The following is a 19,993-nucleotide window of genomic DNA, read 5'->3' as shown; positions in this document are numbered from 1 at the left end:
GGCGAGTTACTCCTGCGCGACGGCCGCCTCCACGGGGGTCGCGTTCCCGAGCAGCGTCTCCAGATCGTCCCTGCCGTCCTCCATCCTGTCGGCCAGCGCCCGCAGCAGAGTGCCGATGTCGTCCTTGATGGCGAGGTCCTCGAGCTCCCAGAACCGCTCCAGGTAACGGCCCGTCTCGTCCGGGGCGTTGGTGGTGTACGAGTCGCCTCGCGGGTTCTCCAGATAGAGCGAGTCCGGCATCTCGTCGGCCTCGAACTCGAAGTGGCTGAAGGGCCCTTGGATGCCCGCGTGGGCACCGATGCTGAAGGGCAGGATCTGGATGGTGACGCCCGGCCTGGCCGCCAGCTCGGCGAGCCGCTCCAGCTGGGCGCGCATCACGCCGCGGCCGCCGACATGTCGGCGCACGACCGCCTCGTCGAGGACGTAGAAGAGCTCGCGCCCACCCGAGGTCAGCAACTCCTGCCGCGCCAGGCGGACTTCGACACCGCGCTCAAGGCGCTCGTCGGAGATGCTCTTGTTGTAGGAGAGCATGATGGCGCGCGCGTACTCCTCGGTCTGCAGCGGCCCCGGCACCACCATGGCGCCGTAGTGCCGGATGATCGACGCCGAGGACTCCAGGGAGAGGAACTCCAGGAACTCCTTGCGATAGAGGTCGCGGTACTCGCTGTAGGGCATTCTCCGGCTGCCCCGGGCCAGATCGAGCAGCTCGTCGATCTTGCGCCGGTCCCTGATGCCGTACGCATCCAGGAGAGGCCGCAGGTCGTTGACCGAGATGCCCACCTCACCGGCCTCGATGCGGATCAGCTTGGAGGGGCTCCACTCCATCTTGGACGCGACCTGGCGCTGCGTGAGGCGGGCAGCGGTCCGCGCCTTGCGGAGCTCGGTGCGCAGCCGCAGCCGCTGGAGTGCCGCATTTGGCACGCTCATGATGGCTCCACCCCCAAGCGGACCGTGCGAGGTGCAACATAGCAGACTAGCAGCTTACTCATCGAGACCTTCCGAGGCGACGGTTCACGTCACTGCCAGGAGAACCCAAGCCGCCCGGAGCGGCAACAGGAGGGCCCGGCAGTTGCCGGATAGCTATATCGCATTTGGCGAGCTGCGCATCGGAGGCTCCGAAGATGACACTTACTTCGGCCACCTGTCCGACAGGAGTCTACCCAGCTGCTCACGTGCAGGCTACGCTGGTCTGAAGCAGCGGCACGCCCAACTGACCATTCCAGCAAGGAGGTTGACTACCAGGACCGACACGGCACCGGCTCACTCCATCGAGTGCCGCGAGGTCGACGGTTCCCTCTTCCTGGCGCCGCCCATCCGTGGATCGCCGCGGTATCCACGACATACGTGGGACCAGGAAGGAGAACAGCCCGATGGCCGAGAAGCCTGACGGGCGCCGCACCATCCACAAGTGGACGGAATGGGCCGCGATGTCGGCTCCGTGGATCAGCCTCGCACTGCTGGTCCAGGAGATCATCGACAAGTGGGTCATGCCCCACGTGTAAGACGGAACTGGCCCCGACCTGGGGGCCGGGGCCAGATGCGGCGGACGCCATCGCACAGACGTTTCCACTCCGAGTTCCCTTGGCCGGCAGCCCGGAGTGGGAGCGTTTCGGATCCGCCTGTCACTCCATTCTGCCGCCCCTCCACCCCGATGGCGAGGGGCTGTTGGGACACTCTGCCGAGCACACCCCGGGTCGCGTACGCCCCTCAAGGGCGATCGAGACGCAGGCGCTCCGCCCGTGGCAGACCCGCGACCACCAAGTCGTACGAGTCCTCGACGAGCTCCCTGATCTGGCGGTCCGGCAGGTCGCCGTCGACCGTGACCGTGTTCCAGTGGCGCTTGTTCATGTGCCAGCCCGGCACGATCTCGGCGTGCGCGGCCCTCAACCGGTCCGCGATGTCCGGCTCACACTTGAGGTTGACGGTGAGCGGACGCCGGTCGAGCGCCGTGAGCGCGAACATCTTTCCCGCCACCTTGAAGACCGAGGTCTCCGGCGTGAACGGGAAGTCCTCCACGGCGTCGTTGAACGAGAGGCAGAACGCCCGCAGCTCCTCGGGTGTCATCCGGATTCCCCCTCCTTCTCCGCGTCCCCACCGGACGCGACCGGCTCCACGAGCACCGTCACGATCTTGTTCCTGCGGCCGGCCGCGGACTCCGCGGTGAGCCTCAGCTCCCGCCCGTCCGGCAGCGCCACGACCGCCGAGGCCCCCGCGATCGGGACGCGGCCCAGTTGCTTGGCGAGCAGACCGCCGACCGTCTCGACGTCCTCGTCGTCGAACTCGTCGAGCCCGAAGAGCTCCCCGAGGTCGCCGATGTCGAGCCGCGCCGTCACGCGGTAGCAGCCGTCGGCGAGCTCCTCGACGGGCGGCAGTTCACGGTCGTACTCGTCGGTGATCTCGCCGACGATCTCCTCGAGGATGTCCTCGATCGTCACGATCCCGGCCGTGCCGCCGTACTCGTCGATGACCACGGCCACGTGGTTGCGCTCCTGCTGCATCTCGCGCAGCAGGTCACCGGCGTTCTTGGTGTCGGGCACGAAGGTCGCGGGGCGCATCGCCGTCGACACGAGCTCGGACTCGCTGTCGCGGTTGATGTGCGTCTTCCTCGCCAGGTCCTTCAGGTACACGACGCCCACGATGTCGTCCTCGCTCTCGCCCGTCACGGGGATGCGCGAGAAGCCGGAGCGCAGCGCGAGGGTGAGCGCCTGGCGGATCGTCTTGAACCGCTCGATGGAGATCAAGTCCGTGCGCGGCACCATGACTTCGCGCACGAGCGTGTCACCCAGCTCGAAGACGGAGTGCACCATGCGGCGCTCCTCGTCCTCGATCAGGGACTCCTTCTCGGCGAGGTCGACCATCGCCCGCAGCTCGGCCTCGGAGGCGAACGGGCCGCGCCGGAAGCCCTTGCCGGGCGTGAGGGCGTTGCCGATGAGGATCAGGAGCGGCGGGATCGGGCCCATCACGCGGGCCAGCGGGAGCAGGACGTACGCCGCGGCGGTCGCCGTGTTCAGCGGGTGCTGACGGCCGATGGTGCGCGGGGAGACCCCGACCGCGACATAGCTGACGAGGACCATCACGCCGATGGCGACGGCGAGCGCCTGCCAGGTCTCGTCGAACTCGTTCAGACAGGCATACGTCACCAGGGCCGCCGCCGCCATCTCGCACGCCACCCGCACAAGGAGTGCCACGTTGAGATAGCGGGTCGGATCGGCGGCGACCTGCGCGAGCTTCGCGCTGCCGCGCCGCCCGGAGCGGACCGCCTCGTCCGCGCGGAAGCTGGAGACGCGGGCGATGCCCGCCTCGGCGCAGGCCGCGAGCCAGGCGACGACGACCAGGGCGACGGCGCCCACGATCAACTGAGGGCTCATGGCGCTACGAGACGGTGGGCGCCGGGGACGGGCCGGTCAGGCCCTTCTCGGCGCGCCAGCCGTCGACGATCGCCGCCTGCAGGCCGAACATCTCGGCCTTCTCGTCGGGCTCCTCGTGGTCGTACCCGAGCAGGTGCAGCACTCCGTGGACGGTCAGGAGCTGGAGCTCCTCGTCCATGGAGTGCTGCGTCGGCGCGTCGGCGCCCTGCTTGGTGGCGACCTCGGGGCAGAGCACGATGTCGCCGAGGAGGCCCTGCGGGGGCTCGTCGTCGTCCTTCATGGGCGGCCGCAGCTCGTCCATCGGGAAGGACATGACGTCCGTGGGCCCCGGCAGGTCCATCCACTGGATGTGGAGCTGCTCCATGGCGTCGGCGTCCACGACGATCACCGAGAGCTCGGAGAGCGGGTGGATGCGCATCCGCGCGAGGGCGTAGCGGGCGATGTCGAGGATCGCCTGCTCGTCGACCTCGGTTCCGGACTCGTTGTTGACGTCGATCGACATGACGCTGCTGGTCTACTTCCCGTTGTTGCCGCCGCCGGTGGCGCGGCTGTCGTGCTGCTCGTACGCGTCGACGATACGGCCGACCAGCTTGTGCCGTACGACATCGTGGGACGTGAGCCGCGAGAAGTGGATGTCCTCCACGCCGTCGAGGATCTGCTGGACCTCGCGCAGACCGCTCTTGGTGCCGCCCGGCAGGTCGACCTGGGTGATGTCACCGGTGATGACGATCTTCGAGTCGAAGCCGAGGCGGGTGAGGAACATCTTCATCTGCTCGGCGCTGGTGTTCTGCGCCTCGTCGAGAATGATGAACGCGTCGTTCAGCGTCCGGCCGCGCATGTACGCGAGCGGCGCCACCTCGATGGTCCCCGCGGCCATGAGACGCGGGATGGAGTCCGGGTCGAGCATGTCGTGCAGGGCGTCGTACAGCGGGCGGAGGTACGGGTCGATCTTCTCGTACAGCGTGCCGGGCAGGAAGCCGAGGCGCTCGCCCGCCTCGACCGCGGGGCGGGTCAGGATGATGCGGTTGACCTGCTTGGACTGCAGCGCCTGCACGGCCTTGGCCATGGCGAGGTACGTCTTGCCCGTACCGGCCGGGCCGATGCCGAAGACGATCGTGTGCTTGTCGATCGCGTCGACGTACCGCTTCTGGTTCAGGGTCTTGGGGCGGATGGTGCGGCCGCGGGACGAGAGGATGTTCTGCGTGAGGACCTCGGCGGGGGTCTCCTCCGCGCCGTTGCCGTTCTCGTCCGCCCTGAGCATGGCGATCGAGCGTTCCACTGCGTCCTCCGTCATCGGCTGACCGGTGCGGAGCACCAGCATCATCTGGTCGAACAAGCGCTGGATAAGGGCGACTTCGTGGGCGCTGCCCACGGCGCTGATCTCATTGCCCCGGACATGGATGTCGGCCGCCGGGAAGGCCTTCTCGATCACCCGCAGCAGGGCGTCGCCGGAGCCGAGGACGGTCACCATCGGGTGGTTCGCCGGGACGGTGAAGTGGGCTCGGGCCTGGTCCTGTGCGTCGGTGTGAGTTGTGGGTGTCTGAGTCATGGGCCGGCTCTGAAGGCCTGCTCATCCTCCTCATGCGGGGCTTGGTGGCCGCTCGACAGCCTTGCGGCTTCCAGGGTACGACGGGGCGCTGACAGAGCCGTAGGCCTTTTCTCCCCAGACGCACCGTGAGGCACGTGGCAGACCGTTTCCGCTGTGGGCAGGCGTTCCGCAGGGCGAGGGGGGTCCCTCCTGCTCGAGCGAAGCCGAGAGCTTGGGGGAGGGCGGGCGCAGCCCGAAGCCGCCGGGCAACGGGTGGCAAGGCGCCAGCCCCGGCGCAGCCGGACCGCACCCTCACTAGGCCGAGCGGAACCCAATGGTGGGAACGGCACGGCGCAGGGGCCACGGCCGGGCAGCGGCCGGAAGCAGCCTCTCCAGGAAGGCATAGCGCCGCAGCGCCACCGGGTCCTGGTCGTCGAACTCCCGCACCCTGCGCCACCAGGCCCCCACCTCCGCCCACCCGGGCGCGGAAAGGGACCCGCCGAACTCCTGCACCGAGAGCGCCGCCGTGAGCCCCGCGAAGGCGAGCCGGTCCGCCAGCGGCCACCCCGCCAGCGTCCCGGTGACGAACCCCGCGACGAAGACGTCCCCCGCCCCGGTGGGATCGAGGGCCTCCACCTCGATGGCGGGGACCTCCGCCGTCTCCCCCGTCCGCCCGTCCACCGCGTACGCGCCCTCGGCCCCCAGCGTCACCACCGCCAGCGGCACATGCGCGGTCAGCGCCCGCGCCGCGGCCCGCGGGCACGACGTCCGCGTGTACCGCATCGCCTCCTCCGCGTTCGGCAGGAACGCCTCGCAGTGCTCCAGGTCGGCGAGGCCCGCCAGGTCCCACCGCCCGGTGTCGTCCCACCCCACGTCCGCGAAGATCCGCGTACCGCTCCGCGCGGCCTGCGCGATCCACGGCGCGCGCGTGCCCGGCGCCAGCGAAGCGATGGCGGCACGCGCGCGTGGCGGGCACGCCGGGGCGCCCCCGTCGGGTGCGTCCGCGTCCGGCGGCGGCTCGTGCCCGTGGCTGACCATGGTCCGTTCGCCCTCGTACGCCATGGAGACCGTGACGGGCGAGTGCCAGCCGGGCACGGTCCGCGACGTCGTGAGGTCGATGCCCTCGCCCTGTTCGAGGGCGTCCCAGCAGTACTCCCCGTAGTGGTCGTCCCCGAAGGCCGCGGCCAGCGAGGTGCGCAGGCCGAGCCGGGCGAGCGCGGTCGCCATGTTGGCGACGCCGCCGGGGCTCGACCCCATGCCGCGCGCCCAGGACTCGGTCCCGCGCACGGGCGCGGAGTCGAGCCCGGTGAAGATGATGTCGAGGAAGACCGTGCCGGTGAGATAGACGTCGCAGTCCGGATCACCGGCTCTGCGTGCCGTCTTCAGCGGGTCGACGGTGGGCTGTACGGGTACGACCATGCAGGCAACGTAACGGACGAGCCGCACGGAGGCCCGGGGTACCCGCGCGGCACGACGGAACAGTCACCAGCGCGGCACCGCCGGAGTCACCCACTGCGGATCGACCACCCGCATCGCCGCCGCGTCGTCCCGCTCCCGCATCGCCCGGAAGTCCGGGTCGAGCCAGCGCGCGTGCAGTGCGGCGAGCCGCTCCCTGTCGAGCTCGACGCCGAGCCCGGGGGCGTCGGTGACGGCGACCTTGCCCTCCACGAACCGCAGCCGCGAGGTCAGCACGTCCTCGGCCTGCCACGGGTAGTGCGAGTCGCAGGCGTACCGCAGGTCGGGCACGGTCGCGGCGACGTGCGTCATCGCGGCCAGGCTGATGCCGAGGTGGGTGTTGGAGTGCATGGAGACGCCCACCCCGAACGTCCGGCAGAGCGTGGCCAGTTCACGCGTACGCCGCAGGCCGCCCCAGTAGTGGTGGTCGGAGAGCACCACCCGCACGGCCCGCTTCGCGAAGGCCTCCGGTATCTCCTCGAAGGTCGTCACGCACATGTTCGTGGCGAGCGGCACCCGCGTGCCCGCCGCGACCGCCGCCATCGCGTGCGTGCCGAGCGCCGGGTCCTCCAGGTACTCCAGTACGTCGCCGAGCTCGGCCGCGACCTTCAGCGAAGTCTCCACGGACCAGGCGCCGTTGGGGTCGAGCCGCAGCGGCGCGTCAGGGAACGCCTCGGCGAGGGCGCGGATCGCGGCGATCTCCTCGTCCGGCGCCAGGACGCCGCCCTTGAGCTTGAAGGAGGAGAAGCCGTACCGCTCCACGAAGAGCCGGGCCTGGGCGACGATCCCGGCCGGATCGAGCGCGGCACCCCAGCCGTCGACCGGCTCGCTCGCGATGCCCTCCGGGTGCTCGCCCCACTTGTAGAAGAGATAGGCGCTGTACTCCACGGCGTCCCGCACCTTCCCGCCGAGCAGCGCGTGCACGGGCAGGCCGAGCGCCTTGCCGAGCGCGTCCAGGCACGCCACCTCGAACCCGGAGACGACGGAGAGCCGCAGCTTGTCGGCGGTCTGCACCCCGCGCAGGCCGCCGACGTCCACGGAGTCGTCGACCCGCGCGGCATCCACGGCCACGTCGTCCGCGAGTGTGAACAGCCCGTTCAGATCGGAGACCGCACGCCCGACCAGCCGCTCGGCGAGCGGCCGGGCGAGCTCCAGATACTTCCCGTCCCCGTAGGTCTCCCCGATCCCCGTCACGCCGCCCTGTGTGACCACCTCGACGATGAGGCGCGGGGTGTAGGGCTGATGGACGCCCTGAGTGTTGAGGAGCGGCGGATCGGCGACGAGGACGGGCGTGAGACGGACATCTTCGATGACGAGGCTGCCGGAACACTGTCCATACATGAGAACGGAGACTAGGTACGCGAACGCACGCTAGTCAACGGCCCGTTCCCCGCGCCCCTGTTGAGGGGCGCGGGGAACTGCGCGAAACAGCAACTAAAGCTCGGCCTCGATCAGATCAGCGGCCCGAGCTGTACCTCCATCACCCCGCACCTCCGCCTTCAACCGCGCACAACGCTCCGCCACTTCAGGATCCGAGGTCAGTTCAAGCAGCGCCGACCTCAGAACAGCCGCCGTGGCCGCCTCCGTGTCGATACGCCGGGCCACCCCCAGCTCCACAAGCCGATCCGCATTCATCGGCTGCTCCGCACCCTGCGGCACGGCGATCATCGGCACCCCGCAGAAGAGCCCCTCCGAGCTGCTCCCCATGCCCGCATGGGTCACAAAGGCGTCGGCCTGCTCAAGAATCGCCAACTGCGGCACCCAGGAGCGGACTTCGACATTGGCCGGAAGAGCATCACCAAGCTCCGCGGGAGACACGTGCTTGCCGATCTGCAGCACCACGTGCCACCCCGGCAGATCCCCGAACGCGGCCACGCAGCTCCGGTAGAACTCCGGCTGCTGCGTGTACGCCGAGCCGAGCGAGACCAGGAGCACCTTCCCGGCGCCCGCGGGCCGCTCCCAACTCCCCTGCTTCGCACGGTCCCCGAAGCAGGGCCCGACGAAGGAGATCCGCTCGGCGTCGACGGTGTCGGCGTGCGGCTGCATGGCGCGCGGGATGGTGGCAAGGGCCCGCGGCGGCACGCCGGAGAACTCGCCGACGTCCAGCGTGGTGGCCCCGCACCCGGCGAGCCACTCCTTGAAGCGGGCCTCCAGGACATCGGCTCCCGGCAGCTGGGCGAGCATCGCGCCCACGTCCTCCTGGTAACTGCCCCAGGCCACATACGTGGGCGACAGCTGCACGAGCGGCCGCCCCTGCGCCTCGGCGAGCGCACGGGCGACGTACGCCCCGATGTCGTACAGGTACAGATCGGCGGGATCGTCGTCGTACGCCGCGCGGAGCTGCGGAAGCACCGCCATCGCGTCGTCGAGGAAGAGCCCGCTGGCCTCGATGGGGTCCTCGGGCCAGATGTTGTCGCGGTGCGGGAGCGTCGACTCGTACGCGACGAGTTCGGCGCCGGTGGGCTCGATCAGCCCCGCGGCGGCCGGGTCGTTGGCGTACGTGACGCGGTGGCCGCGCGCCACCAGCTCACGGATGATCTCCAGGCTGGGCAGCACGTGGCTGACCATCGGGACGCCGATCATCGCAATATGGGCACGGCGACGGGAAGGTCCACGAGATGACATGAGAGTTCCTTCGAATGCAGAAAGCTACGGATGAGGACACGACGGCCCACCGCCTCGGCCTCTCTACGCGGGCAAAGCCTCACGAGGGGCGGGCGGGGGCCAGAAGGCCGTGTCAGCCGTAGATCTGCGCGATGGAATCCATGCCGGGACCGTAACCCGGCGCCCCGCGATCAGTCGAACGAATAAGCCTCGACCTCGGCGAGGTACTTCGCCCGCAGCGCCTCGTCCGCCGCGTCCCGGTCCAGGAAGGCCGCCTCGAAGGAGTTCCGCGCGAGGGTGCGAAGCCGTTCCCGGTCGAGCCCGAGGGCCTCGCGCACGGCGTGGAAGGTGTCGTCGACGTACCCGCCGAAGTAGGCCGGATCGTCGGAGTTGACCGTGCACATCAGGCCGGCGTCCAGCATCCGCGCCAGTGGGTGCTCCTCCAGGACGTCGATGGCGCGCAGGCGGACGTTCGAGAGCGGGCAGAGCGTGAGCGGCACCCGTTCGCGGACCAGGCGCTCGACGAGCTCGGGGTCCTCCATGCAGCGCAGGCCGTGGTCGACGCGCTCCACGCGCAGCACGTCAAGGGCCTCGGTGATGTACGCGGGCGGGCCCTCCTCACCGGCGTGGGCGACGAGCCGCAGCCCCAGGGCGGAAGCTGCCTCGTACACCTCCTTGAACTTGACCGGCGGGTGACCGACCTCGGCCGAGTCGAGGCCGATGCCGATGATCCGGTCCAGGTACGGCTCGGCGGCCCGGAGGGTCTCCATCGCGGACTCGGCGGACTCGTCGCGCAGGAAGCACATGATGAGCCGCGTGGAGACGCCGTGCCGCTCCTCGCTGCGGTCCAGGGCGCGGGCCAGGCCCTCGATCACGGTGCCGATGGGGACGCCGCGGGCGGTGTGCGCCTGCGGGTCGAAGAAGATCTCGGCGTGCCGCACGCCCTGTGCGGCGGCGGAGGCGAGGTAGGCGTCCGCGAGCTCCTCGAAGTCGGCCTCGGTGCGCAGCACGGCCATGAGGCTGTAGTAGAGGTTCAGGAACGTCTGGAGGTCGTCGAAGAGGTAGGCCTTGCGGAGCTCTTCGGTGTCGGCGTAGGGCAGTTCGACGCCGTTGCGTGCGGCGAGCGCGAAGGCGAGCTCGGGTTCGAGGGTGCCTTCGATGTGCAGGTGGAGTTCGGCCTTGGGGATCGGCATGGTGCGGTCTCGCTCAGTTCTCTGGTGGCGCAGTTCTTTGGTGGTGCTCAGGTTCGTTTGGGCAGGGGTACGCGCAACAGGTCGCGGGCGACGGTGAGTTCACCGTCGAAGCCGGCGGCGCGGGCCTGCTGTTCGTAGACGTTCGGGTCGGGGTAACGCTGGCTGAAATGCGTCAGGACGAGGTGGCGCACACCCGCGTCGATCGCCACCCGGGCCGCCTGGCTCGCCGTCAGATGCCCGTGGTCGGTGGCGAGTTGCTCGTCCTCGTCGAGGAAGGTCGACTCGATGACGAGCATGTCGCAGCCCTCGGCCAGCGCGTACACGCCGTCGCAGAGCCGGGTGTCCATCACGAAGGCGAACCGCTGGCCGCGCCGCGCCTCGCTGACCTCGTCGAGGGTGACGTCGCCGAGGCGGCCCTCCTTCTGGATCCGCCCGATGTCGGGCCCCTTGATGCCGCGCTCGGCGAGCAGCCGCGGCAGCATGCGCCGCCCGTCGGGCTCGGTGACGCGGTAGCCGAAGGACTCGACGGGGTGCGAGAGCCGAACCGCGTCCAGGGTGTACGAGGGAGTGGTGGCCAGCGGTCCGTCCGCGGCGACCGGCGCCTCGGTGAGCGACACGGTCTCGCGGTAGGCCGTCGCGTACCGCAGACGGTCGAAGAAGTGCTGCCCGGACGCCGGGTAGTGGGCGGTGACCGGGTGCGGGACCCGGTCGAGGTTGATGCGCTGGATCACCCCGGCAAGGCCCAGCGAGTGGTCGCCGTGGAAGTGCGTCACGCAGATCCGGTGCAGGTCGTGCGCGGCGACCCCGGCGCGCAGCATCTGGCGCTGCGTGCCCTCGCCGGGGTCGAACATGATGCCCTGGCCGTCCCAGGACAGGACGTAGCCGTTGTGGTTGCGGTGCCGGGTGGGGACTTGGCTCGCCGTGCCGAGCACCACCAGTTCACGTACGGACAAGGGGAGTTGCCCCGCTATCCGGGCGGCCACTGGAGGCCGCGGCCGCCCAGGACGTGCGCGTGCGCGTGGAAGACGGTCTGGCCCGCGCCCGCGCCGGTGTTGAAGACGATGCGGTAGCTCTCGGACTTCTCCTCGGCCGCCACGTCGCCCGCCTCGCGCAGCACATCGGCGGCGATCTTCGGCTCGGCGGCGGCGAGCGACGCGGCGTCCGGGTAGTGCACCTTGGGGATCACCAGGACGTGGGTCGGCGCCTGCGGGTTGATGTCGCGGAAGGCGAGGGTCGTCTCGGTCTCCCGGACGACGGTCGCCGGCACCTCACCCGCGACGATCTTGCAGAACAGGCAGTCGCTTTGCGCTTCGCCCGCCATGGGCCGCCTCCTAGCTGAGCACGATGGGATCGCTGAGAACGATCAGTACGTGATGATGGGAACGATCAGTACCTTCGGCATGCTATCGGCCCCCTGTGCCGGAGGCCGGGGCACGGTCACTCCGTGCCGGGCACGGGCGGGGCGGCCTTCGCCGGGTTCTCCGCCAGGGCGGCGAGCGCGATGCGCACGGCCTCGTCCAACTGCGGGTCGCGGCCTGCGGTGTGGTCCTCGGGCGTGACGACGACCTCGACGTCCGGGTCGACGCCGTGGTTCTCGACGCCCCACTCCTGGCCCTCCATCCAGAACGCGTACTTCGGCTGGGTCACCAGCGTCCCGTCGACCAGGTGGTAGCGGCTGTCGACGCCGATGACACCGCCCCAGGTGCGCGTGCCCACCACGGGGCCGATGCCCAGCGCCCTGATCGCGGCGTTGACGATGTCGCCGTCGGAGCCGGAGAACTCGTTGGCGACGGCGACGACGGGGCCGCGCGGCGCGTCCACGGGGTAGCTGAAGGGGCGCGAGCCGCGGGGCATGTCCCAGCCGATGATGCGGCGCGCCAGCTTCTCCACGACGAGCTGCGAGGTGTGCCCGCCGCGGTTCTCGCGGACGTCCACGACCAGGCCCTCGCGGGCGACCTCGACGCGCAGGTCCCGGTGGATCTGCGCCCAGCCCGGCGCCTGCATGTCGGGCACGTGGAGGTAGCCGAGGCGGCCGCCCGAGCACTCGTGGACGTAGCGGCGCCGGTCGGCGACCCAGGCGTGGTAGCGCAGCGCCTCCTCGTCGTCCACGGGGACCACCACGGCATGGCGCGGATCGCCGCCGCCCGAGGGCGAGATGGTCAGCTCGACGGCCTTGCCCGCGGTGCCCACGAGGAGCGGGCCGGGTCCTGTGACGGGCTCGACGGTCCTGCCGTTGACCTCGATGACCGCGTCGCCGGGGCGGACCGCGACGCCGGGCGCGGCGAGCGGTGACTGCGCGGCGGGGTCGGAGGTCTCCGAGGGCAGGATCCGGTCGATGCGCCACAGGCCGTCCTCGCCGCGCGAGAGGTCCGCGCCGAGGAGCCCTTGGCGGTGCGCCCCGCCCGCGCCGCCCGAGATGACGTACGCGTGAGAGGTGCCGAGCTCGCCGTGCACCTCCCAGAGCAGGTCGACGAGGTCGTCGTGGGTGGCGACGCGGGCCAGGCAGGGGCGGTAGCGATCCAGGACGGCGTCCCAGTCGACGCCGCCCATGTCGGGCCGCCAGAAGTTGTCCCGCATGAGGCGGCCCGTCTCGTCGTACATCTGGCGCCACTCGGCGGCCGGGTCGACGGTGTGGCGCACCCGGGAGAGGTCGACGGTGATGTTCGAGTCGCTGTCGTCGTCGCCGGACGCGCGCCGGTCGCTGGGTACGACCTTCAGCTTGCCGTCGGTCCACAGCAGGACCCGCTTGCCGTCGCCGGTGACCGCGAAGTGGTCGGCGTCGGCGGCCAGTTCCTCGACGCGGCGCTGCGCGAGGTCGTACCGCTCCAGCTCGGTCTTGGGGTCCGGGTCGTCCGGCGTCGCGCGGGAGGCGCCGAGGACGCCGCGCACCGGGTGGCGCAGCCAGAGGAGCCCGTCCTTGGCGGCCCGCAGCGTGGTGTAGCGGGCGGCCTCGACGGGGAACGGCACGATGCGGTCGGCGAGCCCGTCGAAGTCGATGCGGGTGACGGGCGCGCCCTCGCTGTCGGGCGTCTCGGCGCCGGGGCTGTCCTGCGCCTCGAAGGGCCTGCCGTGCCGCTGCGGCCCGAAGGGGGACGGCGTGGTCGCGGCGAGCGTGATCAGGTGGGGCCGCGAGCCGCCGACGAAGGCGAGGTCGAAGACGTGCTCGTCGTAGACCGGGTCGAAGGCGCGGGCGGACAGGAACGCCAGGTGCTTGCCGTCGAGGGTGAAGGCGGGCGCGTAGTCGCGAAAGCGCAGCGGGGTCGCGTCGGACACCGACAGGTCGGCGGTGTTGGCGAGTTTGAGCTGGCGCAGCGGGCGCGGCCCCGCGTGGGACCAGGCGAGCCACGCGGAGTCGGGCGAGAAGACGAGCCCGGTGGCCTCGCCGTCCTCGCTGCGGTCGACCTCGCGGACCTCGCCGCTCTCCCGCTCGACGAGCAGGACCCGGCCGTCGTGCGAGGCGACGGCGGCGCGGGAGCCGTCCGGCGCCATGGCGAGCGAGAGGACCCGGCCGAGCTGTCCCGCGGCGAGCCTGCGGGGCGTGGCGCCGGGCGCGGGTCCTGTGGCGGGCGCGAACTCCAGGGCCTCGTCGCCCTCGGCGTCCGTGACCCACACGACGTGTTCCTCGCCCTGCACACGGAAGGTGCGGGGCAGCCTGGCGCGCACCCCGTGCTCGGCGGCGAGGGCGCGGGCGGGGCCCTCGCGGTGCGTGACCCAGTGCACGGAGCCGCGCACGGAGACGGCGCTGCCGCGTCCGGTGTGGTCGGGCGCGGCGGCGCCGAACCAGCGGGCGGCGGCGACGGGATGGGGCTGCAGATCGGTGCGCTGCCCGCCGAGCCGGACGTCGACGCGGCGCGGTTCGGCGTCCGACAGGTCGTCCAGGAGCCAGAGTTCACCGGCGGACACATGGACGACGCGAGTGCCGTCGGTGGCGGCGTGCCGCGCGTAGAAGCCGTCGATCGGGGTGTGCCTGCGCAGATCCGAACCGTCGGGCAGCGACGAGTACAGCGCCCCGACGCCTTCGTGGTCGGAGAGGAAGGCGATGCGGTCCCCCACCCACAGCGGATACTCGATGTTCCCGTCGAGGCCTTCGTGTACGCGTACGAAGGACTGGTCCTCCCCCGCGGCGCGGATCCACAGCTTGCCCGCCGTGCCGCCGCGGTACCGCTTCCACCAGGCGGCCTCGCGGCCCATCGGGGCGGAGAGCAGCAGGACTTGGCCCTCGGGGCCGTGGGCGACGTCGCCGACGACGCCGTACGGCAGGGTGGCCGCGGGGCCGCCGTCGAGCGGCACGGCGCGCGCCCAGGTGCGGCGCGCCGAGGGCCGGCCCTCGGCGCTGACCGCGAGGACCTGCCCCTCGGGGGTCCAGCCGCGCACGGCGGTCTTCCAACTCCCCCAGTACGTCAGCCTCTTGGAGGGGCCGCCGTCGACCGGCGCGATGTGCACCTCGGGGGCGCCGTCGCGGGTGGAGGTCCAGGCGACGGTCGTGCCGTCCGGGGAGATCCTGGGGTGGTTCACGGGCATGTTGTCCGCGCTGACCCGCCAGGCGCGGCCCCCGTCGAGAGGCGCGACCCAGACGTCGTCCTCAGCCGTGAAGGTGATCAACTCGCCGTGGATGTGCGGGAACCGAAGGTACGCAGTCTGTGTCACATCGCCCAGCCTAGGCAGGCTCCGCGCGGGTCGGCACAGGTTTGGATCACTTGCCCGGGATGCAGTTGCAGGTGGGGTCGGGCGCCGGGTCGGGAGGGGCGGTCACCGTGACGGTCGTGGTGGGCCCGGGTTCGGGCTCCTGGTGGGAAGGCGTCGTGGACGGCTGGTCCCCGCCGTCATGGCCGCCGTCGCCATTGCCGTCGCCGTTTCCGTCATCGTTTCCGTTGTCCGCCTCGCAGTTGCCCAGGACGTCGACCCGGAACCACTCCTTGCCGCCGACCTTGGCGGTGAGGTTGCCCCGTACGCAGGCCCCGTCGACGACGGAGTGCACCCGGCCCCTGATGGTGATGTCCGTGCCGTCGTCGGTCTCGCCCTGGCAGTCCACCTTGACCACGGACTCGACATTCGCGGACTCGCTGCGTGGCGTGACCTTGTCCTCGAAGCTGGCGGTGCAGCTGAGCCACGACACGTCGACGCCCTGCCGCTCCAGCTCCTTGGTGCCCATCTCGTCGGTGGTGATGGCGACGGCGGAGGTGTTGATGTCCCCCTCCACCGGCTCGCACGCGGTGACGCCCAGCGCCGCGGCGCCGGCGAGCCCTACCGCGTACAGAATCGTCGGACGCCGTGTCCTCGCCGCCGGGCGCCGCGTCCCCGCAGCCCGGTCGCGTAACCGCCTCAAAGCCCCCATAGGCGGCAGAGTGCCACCGCACGCGCCGATGCGGTAGACCGCTTGCGGCCATCTGTCCACTCACGGACCGAAAGGAGCCCTCGCGGCCGAAAGGGGTTCGTCGGGGCCGGAAGGGGGCCATCGGGGCCGGAACGAATCATCGCGGCCGGAAGGGGGCCATCGGGGCCGGAACGAATCATCGCGGCCGAAAGGGGGTCATCGGGGCCGGAACGGGTCCTCGCGGCCGGAAGGGGCTCCTCACGGCCGGAAGCACGGACGCCCGCCCCTGAACGGGTTCCAGGACAGCCCTCGGAGGGTTCGGTCAGGACCAGCGGCCCGTGCGCCCGAGGAGCAGCGCGGTCGCCGCGGTCCCTGCGGTCGAGGTGCGCAGCACGCTGCGCCCGAGCCGGTAGGGCTTCGCGCCCGCCTCGGCGAAGGCCGCCAACTCGTCGGGGGAAACGCCCCCTTCGGGCCCGACCACCAGCACGACGTGCCCGGCCGCCGGGAGTTGGGCCGTGGCCAGCGGCTCGCTGCCCTCCTCGTGCAGGACGGCAGCGAAGTCGGCTCCCGCGAGGAGGGCGGCCACCTGCTTGGTCGACGCGGCGTCGGCCACCTCGGGGAAGCGGACCCGGCGCGACTGCTTGCCCGCCTCGCGCGCGGTGGCCCGCCACTTGGCGAGCGCCTTGAGGCCGCGGTCGCCCTTCCACTGCGTGATGCAGCGCGACGCGGTCCACGGCACGACGGCGTCGACGCCGGTCTCCGTCATGGTCTCGACGGCGAGTTCACCGCGGTCGCCCTTGGGCAGCGCCTGCACGACGGTGATCCGCGGCGACTCCTCGGGCTCCTCGGCCACGGCGCCCATCGTCACGACGAGCCGGTCCTTGCCCTCGGTGTCGAGGACCACGCAGTCCGCCCAGCGTCCCGCGCCGTCGGTCAGGACGACGTCCTCACCGGCCCGCAGCCGCTTCACGGAGACGGCGTGCCGCCCTTCGGGCCCCTCCAGTACATAGCGTCCGCCGTCGCCCGCGTCGAAGTGCTCGACGACGAAGACCGGGGCGGTCACGCGGCGCCCTCCGAAGCCAACGAGGCCTTCGCCTCGGCCAGTTCGGCCACGAGGACCTCCACGAGCTCCCCCGCGGGCAGCTCCCGGGCGAGCCGGTGGCCCTGCCCGGCCCAGAGCGCCATGGCCTGCGCGTCACCGGCCTTCGCCGCGGCCTTGCGCAGCCCGCTGGTGAGGTGGTGGACCTGGGGGTAGGCGGCGGGGGCGTACGGCCCGTGCTCGCGCATGAAGCGGTTGACGAGGCCGCGCGCGGGGCGTCCGGAGAAGGCCCGCGTCAGCTCGGTCCGCACGAAGAGCGGATTGGTCATGGCCTGCTTGTGCAGGGCGTTCGCGCCCGACTCGGGGGTGACGAGGAAGGCGGTGCCGAGCTGGGCCGCGTCGGCGCCCGCGGCGAGCACGGCGGCGATCTGCGCGCCGCGCATCAGCCCGCCGGCGGCGACGATCGGGATCTGCACGGTCTCGCGGACCTGCGTGATCAGCGAAAGGAGACCGATCCCGGCGCCGTCGGCCTCGGGGTTGTCCTTGTGGGTCCCCTGGTGCCCGCCCGCCTCGATGCCCTGCACGCACACGGCGTCGGCGCCGCACCACTGGGCGGTCTGCGCCTCCTCGGGCGAGGTGACGGTGACGACGGTGAGGGTGCCGACGCGCGCGAAGGCGTCGAGGACGTCGCGGGTGGGGCACCCGAAGGTGAAGGAGACGACCGGCACGGGGTCGTCGAGCAGGATCGCGAGCTTGGCGTCGTACCCGTCGTCGCGCCCGCTGTCCGGATCGCCGAGCTCCGTCTCGTACCAGGTCGCCTCGCCGGCGAGCTGGCTGCGGTAGACCTCCACGGCCGCCGCGTCCGCGGTGTCGGGCTGCGGCATGAAGAGGTTGACGCCGAAGGGCCGCGAGGTGAGCCCCCGCAACTGTTTGATCTCCTGGTACATCCCGTCGGCGGTCTTGTACCCGGCGGCGAGGAACCCGAGCCCACCGGCATCGGAGACGGCCGCGGCCAACTGCGGGCCGGAGGCACCGCCGGCCATGGGGGCCTGCACGATCGGACAGCGGCAGAGATCGGTCAGTGCGGAGGACATGACGGCATCGTGCCACGTCCTCCCGCACCGACCGAATCGCCCCTTCCGGGTACGCGACGGCGGCTGGCCGCTCCCGCTGTGGGCAGGCGTTCCGCAGGGCGGAACGGGTGGGCACAGCCCGAAGCTCCCGGGCAACAGTCAACGAGGCGCCCGCAGCAAAGGGCTAGCGCCCGTTGAACGCATCCTTCAACCGCGAGAACAACCCTTGCTGCCCCGGCTGGAACTGCCCCGTGGGCCGCTCCTCGCCCCGCATCTTCGCCAGCTCCCGCAGCACCCGCTCCTGCTCGGGGTCGAGCTTCGTCGGCGTGAGGACCTCGACGTGCACGATGAGGTCACCGCGCCCGCCGCCCCGCAGATGCGTGACACCGCGGCCGTGCAGCGGGATCGACTGCCCGGACTGGGTCCCCGGGCGGATGTCGACCTCCTCCATGCCGTCGAGCGTCTTCAGCGGCACCTTCGTGCCGAGCGCGGCCGCCGTCATCGGGATGGTGACGGTGCAGTGCAGATCGTCGCCGCGCCGCTGGAAGACCTCGTGCGGCAGCTCGTGGATCTCCACGTACAGGTCGCCGGCGGGGCCGCCGCCGGGGCCGACCTCGCCCTCGCCCGCGAGCTGGATCCGCGTGCCGTTGTCGACACCGGCGGGGATCTTCACGGTCAGCGTCCGGCGCGACCGGATGCGGCCGTCACCGGCGCACTCCGGGCACGGCGTCGGCACGACGGTGCCGAAGCCCTGACACTGCGGACACGGCCGCGACGTCATGACCTGCCCCAGGAAGGACCGCGTGACCTGCGACACCTCACCGCGACCGCGGCACATGTCACAGGTCTGGGCGGAGGTACCGGGCGCGGCACCCTCACCACTGCAGGTCGTACACACCACTGCGGTGTCGACCTGGATGTCCTTGGTGGTCCCGAAGGCGGCCTCTTCGAGGTCGATCTCCAGACGGATCATGGCGTCCTGGCCCCGGCGCGTGCGCGACCGCGGCCCCCGCTGCGACGCCGTCCCGAAGAACGCGTCCATGATGTCGGAGAAGTTGCCGAAGCCACCGGCGCCGAAGCCGCCCGCGCCTTGGCCGCCGCCCGCCTGGGACAGGGGGTCGCCGCCGAGGTCGTAGACCTGCTTCTTCTGCGGGTCCGACAACACCTCGTACGCGGCGTTGATCTCCTTGAAGCGCTCCTGAGTCTTCGGATCCGGATTCACATCCGGGTGAAGCTCACGCGCCAGCCTCCGGAAGGCCTTCTTGATCTCGTCCTGGGAAGCGTCGCGGCGCACGCCTAGTACGGCGTAGTAGTCCGTGGCCACTTACGACTCCGCCAGGATCTGTCCGACGTAACGTGCCACTGCGCGTACTGCTCCCATCGTTCCCGGATAGTCCATGCGGGTCGGTCCGACCACGCCTAGTTTGGCGACTGCCTCGCTGCCCGAACCGTAGCCGACCGAGACCACGGACGTGGAGCTGAGGCCCTCATGGGCGTTCTCATGACCGATCCGTACGGTCATGCCCGAATCCGTAGCCTCCCCAAGCAACTTGAGGAGCACGACCTGCTCCTCAAGGGCTTCGAGAACGGGCCGGATGGTGAGGGGAAAGTCATGTCCGAAGCGGGTGAGATTGGCGGTGCCGCCGATCATCAGCCGCTCCTCAGTCTCCTCGACGAGTGTCTCGAGGAGGGTGGAGAGGACGGTCGCGACGGTGCCGCGATCCTCCGCCTCGAAGGCCTCGGGCAGGTCCTGCACCAGCTGCGGCACGTCCGCGAAGCGGCGGCCCGCGACCCGGCTGTTGAGCCGCGCCCGCAGATCGGCGAGCGAGGCCTCGCCGAACGGTGCGGGACAGTCGATCATGCGCTGCTCGACCCGGCCGGTGTCCGTGATGAGGACGAGCATCAGACGCGCGGGAGCCAGCGAGAGCAACTCCACGTGCCGCACCGTCGACCGCGTGAGCGAGGGGTACTGCACGACGGCGACCTGCCGTGTGAGCTGCGCGAGCAGCCGCACGGTCCGTCCCACGACGTCGTCGAGGTCCACGGCGCCGTCGAGGAAGTTCTGGATGGCGCGACGCTCGGGCGCGGTCATCGGCTTGACGCCGGCGAGCTTGTCGACGAACAGGCGGTACCCCTTGTCCGTCGGGATGCGCCCCGCGCTGGTGTGGGGCTGGGCGATGAACCCTTCCTCCTCCAGCGCCGCCATGTCGTTGCGGACGGTGGCCGGAGAGACCCCGAGGCGGTGCCGCTCGGTGAGCGCCTTGGAGCCTACGGGCTCCTCCGTCCCCACGTAGTCATGGACGATGGCGCGCAGCACTTCGAGCCTGCGTTCACTGAGCATCGCGCACACCTCCAACCGTCTCCGTCGTTCACACCGAGCCCCCGGACCCCCGAGCCCCCGGCCTGGCACTCACCGCAG

The 19,993-nt window shown here is 71.2% G+C and carries 18 protein-coding genes; 1 reads left to right on the top strand and 17 read right to left on the bottom strand.

Annotated features, from left to right (window positions below; all coding sequences use genetic code 11):
* Positions 1 to 6: 6 nt before the first annotated feature.
* Complete coding sequence (locus AB0B50_RS33955; RefSeq protein WP_362339658.1) at positions 7 to 927, bottom strand: helix-turn-helix transcriptional regulator; 921 nt, start codon at positions 925 to 927, stop codon at positions 7 to 9.
* Positions 928 to 1,370: 443 nt separating this feature from the next.
* On the opposite strand from AB0B50_RS33955, the gene AB0B50_RS33950 reads away from it, so the two are divergent.
* Positions 1,371 to 1,502: a hypothetical protein gene (locus tag AB0B50_RS33950; RefSeq protein ID WP_362339657.1), complete on the top strand. Its 132-nt coding sequence runs from the start codon at positions 1,371 to 1,373 to the stop codon at positions 1,500 to 1,502.
* A 205-nt stretch (positions 1,503 to 1,707) separates the two neighbouring features.
* Here the strand turns inward: AB0B50_RS33950 and AB0B50_RS33945 are convergent, their stop codons facing one another.
* The 16 genes from AB0B50_RS33945 to hrcA form a co-directional block, all read right to left on the bottom strand.
* Positions 1,708 to 2,064 carry an MmcQ/YjbR family DNA-binding protein gene (locus tag AB0B50_RS33945; protein ID WP_362339656.1) on the bottom strand — a complete coding sequence of 119 codons (357 nt, stop codon included), beginning with the start codon at positions 2,062 to 2,064 and terminating at the stop codon, positions 1,708 to 1,710.
* Positions 2,061 to 3,368 (bottom strand): hemolysin family protein, encoded by a 1,308-nt coding sequence (locus AB0B50_RS33940; protein ID WP_362339655.1) that lies wholly within the window; start codon positions 3,366 to 3,368, stop codon positions 2,061 to 2,063. The genes AB0B50_RS33945 and AB0B50_RS33940 overlap by 4 nt, the downstream gene beginning before the upstream one ends.
* Positions 3,369 to 3,372: 4 nt before the next feature.
* Positions 3,373 to 3,870: an rRNA maturation RNase YbeY gene (ybeY, locus tag AB0B50_RS33935; RefSeq protein ID WP_055701710.1), complete on the bottom strand. Its 498-nt coding sequence runs from the start codon at positions 3,868 to 3,870 to the stop codon at positions 3,373 to 3,375.
* A 12-nt stretch (positions 3,871 to 3,882) separates the two neighbouring features.
* Positions 3,883 to 4,917 carry a PhoH family protein gene (locus AB0B50_RS33930; protein ID WP_362339654.1) on the bottom strand — a complete coding sequence of 345 codons (1,035 nt, stop codon included), beginning with the start codon at positions 4,915 to 4,917 and terminating at the stop codon, positions 3,883 to 3,885.
* A gap of 294 nt (positions 4,918 to 5,211) precedes the next feature.
* Positions 5,212 to 6,315, bottom strand: a complete 1,104-nt coding sequence (locus AB0B50_RS33925) for a PfkB family carbohydrate kinase (protein WP_362339653.1) — start codon at positions 6,313 to 6,315, stop codon at positions 5,212 to 5,214.
* A 63-nt stretch (positions 6,316 to 6,378) separates the two neighbouring features.
* Positions 6,379 to 7,692, bottom strand: coding sequence for a glucarate dehydratase family protein (locus AB0B50_RS33920; protein ID WP_362339652.1), 1,314 nt, complete (start codon positions 7,690 to 7,692; stop codon positions 6,379 to 6,381).
* Between the two features lie 93 nt (positions 7,693 to 7,785).
* Positions 7,786 to 8,976, bottom strand: coding sequence for a macrolide family glycosyltransferase (locus tag AB0B50_RS33915; RefSeq protein ID WP_362339651.1), 1,191 nt, complete (start codon positions 8,974 to 8,976; stop codon positions 7,786 to 7,788).
* Positions 8,977 to 9,146: 170 nt separating this feature from the next.
* Entirely contained in the window at positions 9,147 to 10,148 is a 1,002-nt protein-coding gene (locus AB0B50_RS33910; protein ID WP_362339650.1) for an adenosine deaminase, read from the bottom strand.
* Between the two features lie 47 nt (positions 10,149 to 10,195).
* Positions 10,196 to 11,101: a ribonuclease Z gene (locus tag AB0B50_RS33905; protein WP_362339649.1), complete on the bottom strand. Its 906-nt coding sequence runs from the start codon at positions 11,099 to 11,101 to the stop codon at positions 10,196 to 10,198.
* Positions 11,102 to 11,115: 14 nt separating this feature from the next.
* Positions 11,116 to 11,469, bottom strand: coding sequence for a histidine triad nucleotide-binding protein (locus tag AB0B50_RS33900; protein WP_362339648.1), 354 nt, complete (start codon positions 11,467 to 11,469; stop codon positions 11,116 to 11,118).
* A 116-nt stretch (positions 11,470 to 11,585) separates the two neighbouring features.
* Positions 11,586 to 14,804: a S41 family peptidase gene (locus AB0B50_RS33895; RefSeq protein WP_362339736.1), complete on the bottom strand. Its 3,219-nt coding sequence runs from the start codon at positions 14,802 to 14,804 to the stop codon at positions 11,586 to 11,588.
* Positions 14,805 to 14,841: 37 nt separating this feature from the next.
* Positions 14,842 to 15,483, bottom strand: a complete 642-nt coding sequence (locus AB0B50_RS33890; RefSeq protein WP_362339647.1) for a hypothetical protein — start codon at positions 15,481 to 15,483, stop codon at positions 14,842 to 14,844.
* Positions 15,484 to 15,784: 301 nt separating this feature from the next.
* On the bottom strand, positions 15,785 to 16,525 hold the full coding sequence (locus AB0B50_RS33885; protein ID WP_362339646.1) for a 16S rRNA (uracil(1498)-N(3))-methyltransferase: 741 nt from the start codon (positions 16,523 to 16,525) through the stop codon (positions 15,785 to 15,787).
* Positions 16,522 to 17,595, bottom strand: a complete 1,074-nt coding sequence (locus AB0B50_RS33880; protein ID WP_362339645.1) for a nitronate monooxygenase — start codon at positions 17,593 to 17,595, stop codon at positions 16,522 to 16,524. The genes AB0B50_RS33885 and AB0B50_RS33880 overlap by 4 nt, the downstream gene beginning before the upstream one ends.
* A 163-nt stretch (positions 17,596 to 17,758) precedes the next feature.
* Positions 17,759 to 18,898 (bottom strand): molecular chaperone DnaJ, encoded by a 1,140-nt coding sequence (gene dnaJ / locus AB0B50_RS33875; protein WP_362339644.1) that lies wholly within the window; start codon positions 18,896 to 18,898, stop codon positions 17,759 to 17,761.
* Positions 18,899 to 19,915, bottom strand: coding sequence for a heat-inducible transcriptional repressor HrcA (hrcA, locus tag AB0B50_RS33870; RefSeq protein WP_362339643.1), 1,017 nt, complete (start codon positions 19,913 to 19,915; stop codon positions 18,899 to 18,901).
* Positions 19,916 to 19,993: the final 78 nt, after the last annotated feature.

The sequence above is a fragment of the Streptomyces sp. NPDC041068 genome (assembly GCF_040647455.1).
GTDB lineage: Bacteria > Actinomycetota > Actinomycetes > Streptomycetales > Streptomycetaceae > Streptomyces.
Note: the sequence above shows the minus strand (reverse complement) of the source record. Positions and strands in the feature narration are given on the sequence as shown.

What these genes read in the sequence shown, in the direction of transcription:
- AB0B50_RS33920 (WP_362339652.1), bottom strand. Translation starts at nt 7,692, where the DNA reads ATGTATGGACAGTGTTCCGGCAGCCTCGTCATCGAAGATGTCCGTCTC.
- AB0B50_RS33880 (WP_362339645.1), bottom strand. Translation starts at nt 17,595, where the DNA reads ATGTCCTCCGCACTGACCGATCTCTGCCGCTGTCCGATCGTGCAGGCC.
- AB0B50_RS33910 (WP_362339650.1), bottom strand. Translation starts at nt 10,148, where the DNA reads ATGCCGATCCCCAAGGCCGAACTCCACCTGCACATCGAAGGCACCCTC.
- AB0B50_RS33915 (WP_362339651.1), bottom strand. Translation starts at nt 8,976, where the DNA reads ATGTCATCTCGTGGACCTTCCCGTCGCCGTGCCCATATTGCGATGATC.
- AB0B50_RS33890 (WP_362339647.1), bottom strand. Translation starts at nt 15,483, where the DNA reads ATGGGGGCTTTGAGGCGGTTACGCGACCGGGCTGCGGGGACGCGGCGC.
- AB0B50_RS33930 (WP_362339654.1), bottom strand. Translation starts at nt 4,917, where the DNA reads ATGACTCAGACACCCACAACTCACACCGACGCACAGGACCAGGCCCGA.
- ybeY (WP_055701710.1), bottom strand. Translation starts at nt 3,870, where the DNA reads ATGTCGATCGACGTCAACAACGAGTCCGGAACCGAGGTCGACGAGCAG.
- AB0B50_RS33955 (WP_362339658.1), bottom strand. Translation starts at nt 927, where the DNA reads ATGAGCGTGCCAAATGCGGCACTCCAGCGGCTGCGGCTGCGCACCGAG.
- AB0B50_RS33945 (WP_362339656.1), bottom strand. Translation starts at nt 2,064, where the DNA reads ATGACACCCGAGGAGCTGCGGGCGTTCTGCCTCTCGTTCAACGACGCC.
- AB0B50_RS33950 (WP_362339657.1), top strand. Translation starts at nt 1,371, where the DNA reads ATGGCCGAGAAGCCTGACGGGCGCCGCACCATCCACAAGTGGACGGAA.
- AB0B50_RS33940 (WP_362339655.1), bottom strand. Translation starts at nt 3,368, where the DNA reads ATGAGCCCTCAGTTGATCGTGGGCGCCGTCGCCCTGGTCGTCGTCGCC.
- AB0B50_RS33925 (WP_362339653.1), bottom strand. Translation starts at nt 6,315, where the DNA reads ATGGTCGTACCCGTACAGCCCACCGTCGACCCGCTGAAGACGGCACGC.
- hrcA (WP_362339643.1), bottom strand. Translation starts at nt 19,915, where the DNA reads ATGCTCAGTGAACGCAGGCTCGAAGTGCTGCGCGCCATCGTCCATGAC.
- AB0B50_RS33900 (WP_362339648.1), bottom strand. Translation starts at nt 11,469, where the DNA reads ATGGCGGGCGAAGCGCAAAGCGACTGCCTGTTCTGCAAGATCGTCGCG.